This window comes from Rhodovarius crocodyli, assembly GCF_004005855.1.
Taxonomy (GTDB): Bacteria; Pseudomonadota; Alphaproteobacteria; order Acetobacterales; family Acetobacteraceae; genus Rhodovarius; species Rhodovarius crocodyli.
In genome coordinates this window covers 16,404-29,043 of record NZ_SACL01000007.1, presented here as the reverse complement: position 1 = coordinate 29,043, position 12,640 = coordinate 16,404, and the positions used below count along the sequence as shown (strand labels likewise).

Genomic DNA, 12,640 nt, shown 5'->3' with positions numbered 1-12,640 from the left:
TTCAGAGGTCGAAGGCCGATTTCCCCGGCATGGCCCCGCCGCGCAGGACGCCGGGCTCGGTGCGGCCCCATTGGATGGCATGGCCCGGCGGCAGCGCGCGGGAGAATCCGGTGGCCAGCCAGATCCGCATCAGGTTGCGGCGCGCACCCGTCGCCGCGTCGTCCGCATAGGCGGTGCGGCCGTGATAGGTGGTGTGCTGGTTGAGGATCTGGATGTCGCCGGGGGTGAAGGGCGCCTCGGTGCACAGCTCGTCGCCGGTGGCCAGCAGCAGGTCCATGGCCTCGACCTGCAGCGGGGTCAGCGGCGGCACGCCAGGCACCGCCTGGGCCATCTCGATGTAGACGCGGGAGAACTGGCTGGTGAAGGCGCCGGTGGGCCCGCGCGAGAAGACGGGCATGGGAAACACCGCGTCCTCGGGGCGGGATTGCGGGCCTTCCTCATCCTGCGGGCGGCGGCGCCAGAAATCCTCGTACAGCACCTTCAGCAGGTCGGGCCGGCGTCGGGCGATCTCGTCATGGATGGCGATGGTGGAGACGACGCGGGAGACGCCGCCCGAGATCCCGTTGGAGGCACAGAACAGCGCCAGCAGGTCGCATTTGTCCGTATGAAAGCGCAGCGGCCCGCTGGAGCGGCTGCGCGCGCGGGCGGAGGCGACGCCATCCTCCACGCTCATGGCGGCACCGCCCTCGTCCTTCACCTCGCCGATGATCTCGCCTTGGCTGTTCTGCGGCAGCGGCACGCCCAGGTTGACGCAGATGCCCCAGAAGATGCGGCGCAGCTCGGCGTGGGAGTAGCGGTCGACGGGGATGCCCGACAGGCGCACCACGCCCGCGCCGGTTTCCAGCTCCCGCTTCAGCACGTCGAACAGCGGGGCCAGCGCCGGGATGCGGAAATCCTCGGCGCGGATGAAGGGCGGGTCCTTCGGGCAGGCATGCAGGGCCGCGTCCAGCGCGTCCAGCTCCAGGTCCAGGAAGCGCCGGGGCCAGAAGCCGCGCGCCTCCAGCTGGCGGCCGCGCCAGGCCGGGGGGCCACCGATGGGGGAAAGCATGCCGTCCATGCGGCGCAGGGTTCACCCGACCGATGGGTCGGGTCAAGGGGGCGGGGCGTTACCCTTCCAGCCTGATCCCCAGCTCCCGGATCAGCGGCCGCCACACGGCACTTTCCTGCCGCACCAGCGCCGCGCATTCGGCGACCGACAGCGGCAGCGCCTCGGCACCCGTGGTCTGGATCTGGGTGCGGGTCTCGGGACCGCTCATGGCCTCACGCACCGCCTGGTTCAGCTTGGCCTGGGTGTCGGCACCCGCCGCGCGCGGCAGGCACACGCCCATCCAGCCATAGGCCACGCAATCGGCCACCCCGGCCTCGCCGGCCGTGCGCACATCGGTCACGGCGGGAGAGCGCGTGTCGCCCAGCTGCACCAGCGCCCGCGCCCGGCCGGAGGAGATATAGGGCAGCGCGTTGGTGATGTCCGCGATGGCGCAGTCCACGCGGCCCGCCACCATGTCCTGCAGCACGGCCGGCATGCCGCGATAGGGCACATGGGCGGCCTCGAACCCCGCGCGGCGGCGCAGCAGTTCCATGGCCATGTGGTGCGGGCTGGCGACGGCGGGCGTGGCATAGGTCACGGCCTCTCGCCGTCCGGCGGCGCGCATGTCCTCGAAGCTGGCCAGCGGGCTGTCGGGGCGCACCAGCACGAAGAAGGGAAAGCGCGCGATGAAGGCCGCCATCACCAGGTCGCGGTCCGGGTCGAAGGGCAGCCGCGCATAGAGCGCCGGGTTGTAGATCATCATGCCGTTGTCGACATGCAGCACATTGGTGCCGTCCGCGGGGCCGGCCAGCAGCGCCTCGGTGGCCACGATGCCGCCGCCGGAGGGGCGGTTCTCCACCACCACCGGCGGGGCGCCCGTGGTGCCCAGCGCCCGCGCGATCATCCGCGCGAAGATGTCCGATGCGCCGCCCGCGCCATAGCCCACCAGCCAGCGCGAGGGCCGTTCGGGCCAGGCGGCGGCATGTGCGGGCAGCCCGGCCAGCAGGCTCGGCGCGGATAAGGTCAGGGCACGGCGGGTCAGCATTGGTCTTGGCCTCCTGTTCTGCTCAGTCTGCCGGGGGCGCGGGCGGCCTGACGAGGCCTTCCTCACGCAGCCGTTGCGCCAGGGCCGCCAGGCGTGCCCGTTTATGCGCCACCACATCCATCTCTGCCCAAGGCAGGAACCCGGCGCCGGCACCCATGCCGCGCCGCCCTTCGGCCATGAACCGCCCGACCACGGCGGGCGCGCGATAGCGGTCGTCGCCCAGCGCGCCTTCAAGGTAGCGGCTGGCATGATGCAGGATGTCCACGCCGCCCCAGTCGATGAACTCCAGCAGCCCGATCACGCCGAAGCGGAAGGAGAAGCCGTAGCGCAGGGCGCGGTCCACATCCTCCGCGCTCGCCACCCCTTCCTCGACCAGCCGCGCGGCCTCGTTCATCGCCAGGGCCTGCACGCGCGGCACGATGAAGCCGGGCGAGGCCGCGCAGCGCACCGGCACCTTGCCCACCCTGGTCAGCAATTCCATCAGCCGCTCGGTCACCGCGGGCTCGGTGGCCGCGCCCGGCGAGACCTCGACCAACGGCACCAGATAGGCCGGGTTCAGCCAATGGGCGTTCAGGAAGCGGCCCGGATGCACCACCGCCCCCGACAGGTCATCGACCATGATGGTGGAGGTGGTGGAGGCCAGGATCGCGTCCGGCCGCATGGCGGCGGAGGCCTCGGCCAGGGCCGCGCGCTTGAGGTCCAGGATCTCGGGCACGCCCTCGAACACGATGTCGGCCCGGACCAGGGCGGCAGGCGCCTCGGCGGCCGGCAGCACGGTGACCCGCGCCAGGATGCCCGGCACCAGCGCCGCATCCCCCATGCCGAACTCGGCCAGCATGGCGAGTGTTTCGGCGATTTCGGCCAGCGCCGCGTCGCGCAGGGCGGCGAAAGCCTGCGCGTCGCGCGGCTTCAGGTCCAGCAGCGCGACCTGATGGCCCGCATAGGCGAACTGCACCGCGATGCCGCGCCCCATGCGGCCGGCGCCGAGGGCCGCGATGGACTCGGCAACACGCGCCTCAGAAGCCCCCGTCTCAGAAACCATGGCACAGGATCCGCTCGCGCCCGCCGCGATCGTCGGGCAGGCCGCAACCGGTCAGGGTGCGCGCGGCGGAGAAATCCGCGCCGCAGACCGCGCCGCCGATGGCCAGGAAGGCCGAGGCCAGCGGCGTCGGCACGCCCGCCGCCCGGCCCGCGTCGCACAGCAGCGACAGGCCGAGGCGCACATCCTCCAGCATGTAGCGATGCCCGGTCAGCACGATGCGCTCGCGCCAGTCCCCGCTGTCGGTCAGGCGGTCATGGCTGCCGCGCCCGTACATCCATTCCGGGCCGGTCTTGGCATAATGGTCGGCCAGCGGAAAATGCGGGCCGTGATAGCCCAGCGCCTCACGCACGGCCACGCGCTCGGCATCCAGCGCATCGGTCACGCGGCGGATCGCGGGCTGGGTGCCCTCGTTATGGATGTCCCAACGCTCGAAATGCTCCAGCGGGCCGGCATTCATGGTGATCAGCGGCGGGTGGATGATGGGCCCGGCATTCATCAGCGCGCCCGAGAGCGCATCGCCGCAATCCTCGATCACGCCGGGGAAGGCCTTCTGCAGCAGGCAGCGGGCCATGGGCGCCAGGTTCAGGGGGAAAACGCCCACCGGCAGGCGCTTGGCACGGATGGTGATGGCGACCTGGTGCGGCCCGTGCTTGCGCGCGAGCCAGGGCAGCGTGCCCGTCTCGGCGAAGGCCACGCGCGCGCCCGGCCGCTCGGCGTGCAGCGCGCGGGCCAGGATCACGGAGCCCAGCGTGCCGGGGGGCAGGAACACCACCTGCCCGTCCTCAAGCAATGGCGCCAGCAGCGGTGCCAGGGCCTCATGGGTGGTGGCGGGGGCGGGGCAGAGAATGAGCTGCGCGCCGCGCACGGCCTGGGCCAGTTCGGCCGTGACGGCGGCGATGCGCACCGCGCGTTCCCCGCGCGCATCCTTGACGGTGATGATGTTGTCGTGCGCGTTCTGCTCGGCCGCGGCGTCAGCGGAGGTGCGCCAGAGACGGACCTCGTGCCCGGCCTCGGAGAAATCCACCGCGGCGGCGAAACACCCGTTGCCGCCACCCAGAACCGCGATCCGCAAACCCATCCGACCCCTTCCCATGCCCCCGCCGCAGGGCGTGAAGGAGCATAAAATTTCATGGGAAGCGGATGTAAGTCACTATAATGCGACGACACCCGCCCCCGAAACGCAGCCTGCCGTGAGACTGTGCGTGCCGGAAGCGGGTGTGACGCGGAATAATGCTGGAATTACATTCCCAGCGCGCGGCGATACAGGTCGAGCAGGGTTTCCTGTTCTTCCACCTCCGCCGGCTCCTTCTTGCGGATGGAGATGATCTGCCGGATCACCTTCGGCTCGAAGCCGGCCGACTTGGACTCGGCATAGATGTCCTTAATGTCGCTGGCGAGCGCCTTGCGCTCCTCCTCCAGCCGTTCGATGCGCTCCACGATGCTGCGCAGACGGTCGGCGGCGATGCCGCCCACATCGGAATTGGTATCAGAAGGCATGGGCCATCCTTGTGCGAAGCCACGGGAAGGCGGGGGGTGTAGCCGGAAACGGCTGGCGGGGGGAGGCCCCCCGGCCCAATCAGCCCGCGCGGCCGATCAGCCCGCTGGTGGGGCTGGAGGGGTTGGCCTCGTAGTTGCGGGGCATGCGCCCCGCGAGATACGCCGCGCGCCCGGCGATGACCGCGTGCTTCATGGCCACCGCCATGCCCACGGGGTCCTGCGCATGGGCCAGCGCGCTGTTCAGCAGCACCGCGTCGCAGCCCAGTTCCATGGCAAAGGCGGCGTCCGACGCCGTGCCGATGCCCGCATCCACCAGCACCGGCACCTTTGCCTGCTGCTTGATGGCGCGGATCATATAGGGGTTGGCAACGCCGAGGCCCGAGCCGATCGGCCCGCCCAGCGGCATGATGGCGACACAGCCCATTTCCTCCAGCCGCTTGGCCGCCACCGGGTCGTCGGCGCAATAGACCATGACCTCGAAATTGTCGGCGATCAGCGCGGCAGCGGCCTCGAAGGTGCCGGCCATGTCCGGGTACAGGAAGGGCGGCGGACCCAGCACTTCCAGCTTCACCAGGTTCCAGCCCCCGGCCTCCCGCGCGAGCCGGAGCGTGCGCACGGCGTCCTTGGCGGTGTGGCAGCCGGCGGTATTCGGCAGGTAGGTGTATTTCGTAGGGGGCACGAAATCCTGCAGCATCGGCGCGTTGGGGTCGGCGATGTTCACCCGCCTGACGGCCACCGTCACGATCTCGGCACCGCTCGCCTCGATGGAGGCAGCGGTTTCCTCCAGCGACTTGTAGCGGCCCGTGCCCACGATCAGGCGCGACGAGAACCGTCGCCCCGCGACTTCCCAACTATCTTCCACGGCTCAGCCTCCGCCGATGAAATGAACGATTTCGAGCTGATCGCCGCCGGTGAGGGCCTGCGCCGCATAGGTGCTGCGGGGCACGATCTCCTCGTTCAGCTCCACGGCCACCTTGCGCGTGTCCAGGCCGATCTCGGCCAGAAGCTCGGCCACGCTGGCCGCGCGGACCTCACGGCGTTCGCCGTTGAGGGTGATGGCGATGGGCATCCTCATGGCCCGGAATGTGGCCGCGCCTTCACCGCTGCGCAACCCGCCGACCGGGGCGATTGTGGCAGGGGTGGCATGTGCGGGGGGCTTCCCCCCTTCCCCGTCAGTTGCGGCCGAGGCCCACCCGGATGGAGGCATCCACCGGCAGGGGCGCCGCGCGGGCCGGGGCCACCGCAGGCAGCAGCGCCATGGATTGCCGGTCCTGGCCACGCGCCACCATGAACTGGCCCAGCAGCGTCATGGTCTCGACAGGCAGCGCCACCCGCCGGGTGCCGAAGCCCAGGATACCGCAGCAATCGACGAGAATGGCCACGCCCTCCGTGTCGCGCGTCACGCCGGCCACGCGGCCGAGCACGGTCTGCTGGGGCGAATCCTCCAGCACCTGGCGCCCGAGCAGATCCCCTACCCGCACCGGCTGGGGGTAGCGGGCGCGGGCCTCCGCGCTGCGCTCCGCAGGCGGGGGCGGGGCGTTCGCCGGGTGCTGGGCGGCGGCGGGCCCTGCCCAGGCCAGCAGGGCGCCCAGCAGCGTGATGGATGGCGCGTGGCTCACAAGGTTTCCTCCAGCACGCGGGACAGGGCGCGCAGCGCGGCGGCCAGGGCGGCCGGGGGCAGATGGCCGAAGCCCAGGCGAAACACGCCCGGCGCCTCGCCGAACCAGGGGCCGGGGGCCAGGCGCAATTCCTTCTGCGGCAAGGCCGCCCAGAAGCGCATCACCGCCTGCGGGCCCACGCGGGCCGGGTTCAGGCGCAGGCAGCACAGCGCCCCGGCCTCCGGCCGCACCATCTCCAGCAGCGGCGCGTGGTCCGCCTGCCAGCAGGTCACCATGTCCAGCGCATGGGCCAGGGCGTGGCGCCGCTCGGCCAGCAGCCCCTCGGGCCGGGCCAGCAGGGCCGCGGCCAAGGTCTCGTCCAGCACGGAGCCCGAGAGGATCAATGCCTCCTTCGCGGCGGCCAGCTCCTCGCGCAGGGGCGCGTCGGGCACGGTCAGCCAGCCGATGCGTAGGCCGGGCGCGCCATGCGCCTTGGACAGCGAGCCCGCCGTGACGACGCGCGGGCCGAGGCAGGCGGCGCTGGGCGCGGGCTCCGGGCCATATGTCGCCTCGCGATAGGTCTCGTCGATGAACAGCACCGCGCGCGGCGCGCGGCGCGCCATGGCCCCCAGCAGGGCCTGGACCGCCTCGCGCGGCATGCGCACGCCGCTGGGGTTGTTGGGGTCGGCCAGCACCACCAGCCGCGTCTCGTGCCGCAGCATGGCGGCGATGCGGGCGATGTCGGGCCGGTAGCCTTCCTCGAACAGCAGCCGGGCGGTGCGCACCACGACCCCGGCCTGGTCCAGCACGGTGCGGCTCGGGCCATAGCAGGGCGTGACCAGCAGCGCCTCTCCGCCCGCCCGGCACAGGCGGCGCGCCAGCAGGTGCAGCCCCAGCATGGTGCCCGGCAGCGTCACCACCGCATCGGGCGCGACACCCGACTGCGCGGCCAGGACCTCTCGCAGGGCCGGCAGCCCTGCCCTGTCGCCATAGTCCAACGGCAGGTCGAGCAGGCCGGAACCGGTCTCGGCGAACAGCAGCAACTCCTCCAGCCGCAGGCTGCGGACGGTGCTCTCGGCCAGGTTGAAGCGCGGGATGGCGTTCATCAGAGGCCGCTGAACCAGTTGAAGCCGCGATCTTCCCAGAAGCCGCCGGGGTCGGTGTTGGTCACCTCGATGGAGGTGATCCATTTGGGGTTCTTGAAGCCGAGCTTGGTGGCGGTGCGCAGGCGCAGCGGAAAGCCGAACGGGTCGGCCATCGGCTGGCGCGCGTATTTCGTGGCCAGCAGCGTCTGCGGATGCAGGGCGGTGGCCATGTCGATGCTGCCCCAATAGCCGTCGGCGCAGCGGAACGCGACATAGCGCGCGCGCGTGTCCGCACCCACGCGCTCCAGGAACAGCCGCAGCGGCACGCCGGACCACTGGCCGATATAGTCCCAGCCCTCGACGCAGATGTGGCGGATGATGATCTCGCTCTCCGGCAGCGCCATGATCCGCGGCAGGTCCCAGGCCTGGCGTTCCGCGACGCGCCCGGACAGCTCCAGGCGCCAGCTCGCGGCCTCCACCGGCACCACCTCATCCACGTCGTAGAAGGCGTTGAAGCGCGGCGGCTTCAGCACCATCGATTCCGGATAGGTCGGCGCCAGGCGGTTCGGGTCGAACAGCCAGGCCTGCACCCGGTCGTTGAAGCGGGAGACGGCACGCAGCGCCGCCTGGATGCCGGCGGAATCGCTGGTGCTGCAGCCGCCCAGCATGGCCAGCGCACCGAGGGAGAGGCTGCCGCGCAGCAGCATGCGCCGTTCCGCCGCGCGCAGCGCCGGCGCGTGTTCCTCCAGCAGCCCCGGGTCGGGGCGCAGGGCGGGGCGGAAGCGGGAGGGAAGCAGGGGCTTGTTCATGCGGTTCTACTCCGCCGGTTGCGGGGGAATGCGCGGCCCGCCCAGAACCATGGCCAGGATGGTGCGCGGCACCAGCAGCGCCAGCGCGACATGCACCAGCAGAAAGCCCACGATGCAGGCCATGCCGATGAAATGGGCCAGCCGCGCGCCCTGGAACCCGCCGAACAGCGCGGTCAGCCAGGCCAGCTGCACCGGCTTCCAGATGGCCAGCCCCGTCGCCACCTGCACGATGATGGCCAGGATGACGCCGATGTAGAGCAGCTTCTGCACCGCGTTGTAGACGGTGATATCCTGGTGCGAGAGCCTGAGCCGCAGCGTGTCCCGCACCGTCGCCAGCACCTCGCGCGCCGAGATCGGCAGGAAGCGTTCGCGGAAGCGCCCGCTGATGAGGCCATAGGCCAGATAGGCCGCGCCGTTCAGCACCAGCAGCCACATGCCGGCCAGGTGCCACAGCAGGTGTTCCGCCGCCCAGCTGCCCAGCAGCAGCCAATGGGGGAAGAACACCCAGTCCAGGATGGCCTCGTCATTGTAGATGCCGAAGCCGGACAGGATCATCACGATCATCGTCGCGGCGTTGATCCAGTGCAGGATCCGCACCGGCAGCGGGTGCAGCCGGCGGGTGCGGGGCGGCCGCGCGGCGTCCATCGCGGTCATGCCGCCGCCCCGGCGGGCAGCGCCGCCAGCTCGGCCATGCCGGCCTCGAAGCCGATCTCGGGCCGCCAGCCCAGCACATCGCGCAGGCGGGCGGAATCGGCGGTGATGTGGCGCACATCGCCCAGCCGGTAGCGGCCGGTGACGACGGGTGCCGGCCCGCGCAGCGCGTCCGCCAGGGCCTGCGCCATGCCGCCCACGGTGCGGGGCGTGCCGGAGCCCACGTTGAAGGCATCCACACCCCCTGCGTGGCGCTCACAGGCGAGGACGGTGGCCGCCGCCACATCGGCCACATGGATGAAGTCGCGCCGCTGGCCGCCATCCTCGAACACCTGCGGCGCGCGCCCGGCCCGCAGGGCGGAGGCGAAGATGGACGCCACCCCGGCATAGGGCGTGTCGCGCGGCATGCCGGGGCCATAGACATTGTGATAGCGCATCATGGCCGCCGATCCGCCGGTGGCCCGCGCCCAATTCGCCGCGTAATGCTCCTGCGCGGCCTTGCTGGTGGCATAGGCGTTGCGCGGGTCGAAGGGCGTCGCCTCATCCACCAGCCGCACCTGCAGCGCCCGGCCGCAATGCGGGCATGGCGGCTCGAAATCCCCCGCCGCCAGGCTCGCTTCCAGCCTGGGGCCGGGCCGCACCGCGCCGTGCTCCGCGCACAGGCCGAGCCCCTCGCCATACACCACCATGGAGCTGGCAAGCGTGAGCCGCCCCACCCCCCGCCTGGCCATGGCCGCCAGCAGCACGCCGGTGCCCGCGTCGTTGGAGGAGGCGTAGTCCGGCATGTCGTCCATATCGACGCCGAGCCCGACCTTGGCGGCCAGATGGATCACGGCCTGCATGCCCGCCAGCGCATCCTCGACCGCGCCCCTGTCGCGCACATCCGCGACGCGCAGCTCCACCCCCTTGGGCGGCACCCAGGGCGCGCCGCGATGCACGTCGGCGCGCAGGGAGTCGAGCACCCTCACCTCATGCCCCCGCCGCAGCAGGCGGGCCAGCACATGGCGGCCGATGAAGCCGGCGCCGCCGGTCAGAAGGATGCGCATGCGGGTCTCTCCCCTCTCGTCCTCATGGCCGCGCCATGGCCCCGCGCCGCAGCGTCAGCGCCAGGCGCAGGAAGGTGGTGCCGATCTTCCAGGCGGCCTGCAGGCCGGCGGCCAGATTGCCCGAGACCTTGGACACGCCGCCCCGGCGGCAGCGGTGGTCCACCGGTATCTCCAGGCAGCGCAGGCCGCCGGCGGCGGCGCGCATCTGCATCTCCAGGTTCCAGCCGAAACTGCGCTCGCGCATGTCCAGCGCCAGCAGCCGGTCGACCCGGATGGCGCGCATCGGCGACATGTCCGTGAAGCGCACGCCATAGACCAGGCGCAGCAGCACCCCCGCGATGCGCCCGGCCACCAGCTGCTGCGGCGTCAGGCTCCCTGCCTCCCGCACGCCGCGCAGGCGGGAGCCCAGGACGAAATCCGCACGGTCCTCGGCCAGGGGCGCCACCATGGCGCCGAGAAAGGCGGGGACGTCGCTGCCGTCGCCATCCATGAAGCAGACAAACTCACACCAGGGCCCGATGGCCGCGACCCCGGCGGCGCAGGCATGGCCGTAGCCGCGCAGGGGCTGGCTGACGACGCGCGCCCCGGCCAGGCGCGCGATATCGGCCGTGGCATCGGTCGAACCGTTATCCACCACGATCACCTCGCTCACGCCCTGGGCCAGCACCTCCCGCACCACGGCGGCGATGGGCTCGGCCTCGTTCAGGCAGGGGATCACGACAGCGACGCCGCGCAGCATCACACCACCTGCGGCATGGGGCGCGCGGCGGCGCGGCGGGCCACGAAGTCGCGGGTGGCCGGGGCATCCTGCAAGGGCCGCCCCGGCACCGCGAAGGCCGGCGGCGTGCCGCGCAGCTCGGCCTCCAGCACCGCATAGGAATGGGCGTCGTCGATGTCGTACCAGGGGTCGACCAGCACCACGGGCATGCCGATCTCGGCCGCGCGGTCGCGGCTGAGGCGGCAGACCACCTCCGTGCTCCAGGGGATCTCGGCGAACAGGCGCGGATGCGTGGCCGACAGGCCGATCAGCGTGTAGCCGCCGTCGCTGGCCGGCCCCAGCGTGACATTGCCGCCGCGCCGCACCGCCGCCACCGCATCGCGCAGGATGGCGGGCGGCAGGGTGGGGCTGTCGGAATTGACCAGGATGACCCCGGCATGGCCCAGCGCCAGCAGGTCCTCGGCGGCCTTCAGCAGCCGGTCGCCCAGGTCGCCCTCGCCCTGCAGCACCAGGCCGAAGCTCTCGGGCAGCAGCGGGCGCAGCGCGGGCTCCGAACCCGCCGGGGTATAGGCGGCATAGCCCCGCACGCCCTCACCCGACAGGCCGTCGATGGTGACCGCCAGGTCGCGGATGAAACAGGCGGAGATGGCCGCGCATTCCTCCGGCCGCAGCGGCGGGGACAGCCGCGTCTTGGAGCGTCCGGCCATCGGCGTCTTGCAGATGATGGCCACGGCGATGCTGCCGGCATGCGGCGGGCGAGCGTTCATCGGCTCGGTTCCTCGGTGATGCGGGGTTGGGGGGCCGTGGCGGGCGCGCGCGGGCGCAGCATCCACAGCGCGGAGGCGATGATGGCCAGGTGCAACGCCCCGTCGCGGACCCAGAAGGCGATGGACGCATCGCCCGGGATCTCGTCGTAGAGCAGGTAGCAGGCGATGGTGGCGGCCCAGAAAGGCGGCGCGCCCACCAGGACCACGAAGGGCACGAGGCACAGGAAATACCAGGGATAGCCGGGCGAGAGCGCCAGCACGCCCATCAGGAACAGCCAGGACAGGCGGCGCAGCCGCTGCGCGATGCCCTCCTCGGCCGCGAAGGAGAGGCGGAAGGCCATCGCCAGCAGCAGCGCGGCCGCCAGCAGCAGGTACAGCGGCTTGGCCCAGCCCTGCGGCCCGGCCAGCGCCTGCACGAGCCAGACCGGCCAGAAGGCGTCGCCGCTCTCGAGCCCTTCCTCCTGCACATAGCCGCCGACGAAGGCGAAGATGCCGGTGCCGACCGACAGGTAGGGGACGTAGAGCAGCGCCGCCGTGCCGATCGCCATGGCGGGCGCACGCCAGCCCCAGGGCTTCCAGGCCAGCGGCAGCGCCAGCGCGGCCAGCGGCTTGATCAGGGCCGCGACCGCCAGCACGCCCGCCGCCAGCACCGGCCGCCGCGCCGCCACCGCGACCCAGATGCCCAGCACCAGCACCGCCACCATCGCGCCGTCCACATGCGCGCTGCCCGAGATCTCCCACACCGCCAGCGGATGCCAGGCATAGGCGATGAGGCGGGTCTCGGGCTGGCCCATCCGGCGCAGCAGGTCGCGCAGCACCAGCATCGTCACCGCCTCGCAGGCGATGAGCGCGAGCTTGAGCGGCACCAGACCGTCGGCGATGCGCCCGACCAGGAAGAAGAAGATCTCGGCCGCCGGCGGATAGATCGTGACCGCGTAGTCGGCACGGTTGATGAAGGGCCAGATCGCGGCATCGCGCAGTGGCGCGAGCTCAGGGGCCGCCGGCACATAGCGATAGGGGTTGATGCCCGCCCCCTGCACGCGGCCGTCCCACACATAGCGGAAGGCGTCGGTGGACAGGTGCGGCGGCACGAACAGCAGCGCGAGCCGCAGCAGCACCGCCACCACGATGATCACGACCATGACCCGCCGGCTGGGCGCCCGCCCCGCCAGGCTGAGCGCCCACAGCACCAGCAACCCATGGGCCACGCCCAGCGCGTTGAAGGCGAGGTCGCCCGCGGCGCGATGCAGGCTGGGGCCGACGGCGACCATCGCCACCAGCACCATCCCCAGCAGCGCCAGCCGCCAGGCGGGGTCCCCTCTGTCCGTCGACGCGATCTGCATGAACCCTCCGGG

General features: G+C 71.9%; 15 protein-coding genes. All 15 read right to left on the bottom strand.

Translation table 11 applies throughout. From position 1 onward, the window contains the following. Nucleotide 1: 1 nt before the first annotated feature. The gene (locus EOD42_RS18180) at nt 2-1,057 is read right to left on the bottom strand and encodes a TauD/TfdA family dioxygenase (protein ID WP_127789000.1); all 1,056 of its coding nucleotides are present in this window, start codon (nt 1,055-1,057) and stop codon (nt 2-4) included. A gap of 49 nt (nt 1,058-1,106) precedes the next feature. Beyond that, nucleotides 1,107-2,072 (bottom strand): Bug family tripartite tricarboxylate transporter substrate binding protein, encoded by a 966-nt coding sequence (locus EOD42_RS18175; RefSeq protein ID WP_127788999.1) that lies wholly within the window; start codon nt 2,070-2,072, stop codon nt 1,107-1,109. A 22-nt stretch (nt 2,073-2,094) separates the two neighbouring features. Beyond that, nucleotides 2,095-3,114, bottom strand: coding sequence for a 3-hydroxybutyryl-CoA dehydrogenase (locus tag EOD42_RS18170; protein ID WP_127788998.1), 1,020 nt, complete (start codon nt 3,112-3,114; stop codon nt 2,095-2,097). Beyond that, nucleotides 3,104-4,192 carry an NAD/NADP-dependent octopine/nopaline dehydrogenase family protein gene (locus EOD42_RS18165; protein WP_127788997.1) on the bottom strand — a complete coding sequence of 363 codons (1,089 nt, stop codon included), beginning with the start codon at nt 4,190-4,192 and terminating at the stop codon, nt 3,104-3,106. The genes EOD42_RS18170 and EOD42_RS18165 overlap by 11 nt, the downstream gene beginning before the upstream one ends. Nucleotides 4,193-4,353: 161 nt before the next feature. After that, nucleotides 4,354-4,611 (bottom strand): DUF2312 domain-containing protein, encoded by a 258-nt coding sequence (locus EOD42_RS18160; RefSeq protein WP_127788996.1) that lies wholly within the window; start codon nt 4,609-4,611, stop codon nt 4,354-4,356. Between the two features lie 79 nt (nt 4,612-4,690). Beyond that, entirely contained in the window at nt 4,691-5,473 is a 783-nt protein-coding gene (locus EOD42_RS18155) for a thiazole synthase (RefSeq protein ID WP_127788995.1), read from the bottom strand. Nucleotides 5,474-5,476: 3 nt separating this feature from the next. Beyond that, nucleotides 5,477-5,686, bottom strand: a complete 210-nt coding sequence (gene thiS / locus EOD42_RS26735) for a sulfur carrier protein ThiS (protein ID WP_127788994.1) — start codon at nt 5,684-5,686, stop codon at nt 5,477-5,479. A 97-nt stretch (nt 5,687-5,783) separates the two neighbouring features. Beyond that, the gene (locus tag EOD42_RS18145; protein WP_127788993.1) at nt 5,784-6,230 is read right to left on the bottom strand and encodes a hypothetical protein; all 447 of its coding nucleotides are present in this window, start codon (nt 6,228-6,230) and stop codon (nt 5,784-5,786) included. Further along, the gene (locus EOD42_RS18140) at nt 6,227-7,315 is read right to left on the bottom strand and encodes a pyridoxal phosphate-dependent aminotransferase (RefSeq protein WP_164868004.1); all 1,089 of its coding nucleotides are present in this window, start codon (nt 7,313-7,315) and stop codon (nt 6,227-6,229) included. Before EOD42_RS18140 ends, EOD42_RS18145 begins: the two co-directional genes overlap by 4 nt. Beyond that, entirely contained in the window at nt 7,315-8,103 is a 789-nt protein-coding gene (locus EOD42_RS18135) for a molybdopterin-dependent oxidoreductase (RefSeq protein ID WP_127788991.1), read from the bottom strand. The genes EOD42_RS18140 and EOD42_RS18135 overlap by 1 nt, the downstream gene beginning before the upstream one ends. A 6-nt stretch (nt 8,104-8,109) precedes the next feature. Next, nucleotides 8,110-8,757 (bottom strand): cytochrome b/b6 domain-containing protein, encoded by a 648-nt coding sequence (locus EOD42_RS18130; protein WP_127788990.1) that lies wholly within the window; start codon nt 8,755-8,757, stop codon nt 8,110-8,112. Then, the gene (locus tag EOD42_RS18125) at nt 8,754-9,800 is read right to left on the bottom strand and encodes an NAD-dependent epimerase/dehydratase family protein (protein WP_127788989.1); all 1,047 of its coding nucleotides are present in this window, start codon (nt 9,798-9,800) and stop codon (nt 8,754-8,756) included. The genes EOD42_RS18130 and EOD42_RS18125 overlap by 4 nt, the downstream gene beginning before the upstream one ends. Before the next feature lie 22 nt (nt 9,801-9,822). Continuing rightward, on the bottom strand, nt 9,823-10,539 hold the full coding sequence (locus EOD42_RS18120) for a glycosyltransferase family 2 protein (RefSeq protein ID WP_127788988.1): 717 nt from the start codon (nt 10,537-10,539) through the stop codon (nt 9,823-9,825). Continuing rightward, a complete protein-coding gene (locus EOD42_RS18115; protein ID WP_127788987.1) occupies nt 10,539-11,285 on the bottom strand; it encodes a TIGR04282 family arsenosugar biosynthesis glycosyltransferase in 747 nt (248 codons plus the stop codon). The genes EOD42_RS18120 and EOD42_RS18115 overlap by 1 nt, the downstream gene beginning before the upstream one ends. Next, entirely contained in the window at nt 11,282-12,628 is a 1,347-nt protein-coding gene (locus EOD42_RS18110) for a hypothetical protein (protein ID WP_127788986.1), read from the bottom strand. Before EOD42_RS18110 ends, EOD42_RS18115 begins: the two co-directional genes overlap by 4 nt. Between the last annotated feature and the right edge of the window lie 12 nt (nt 12,629-12,640).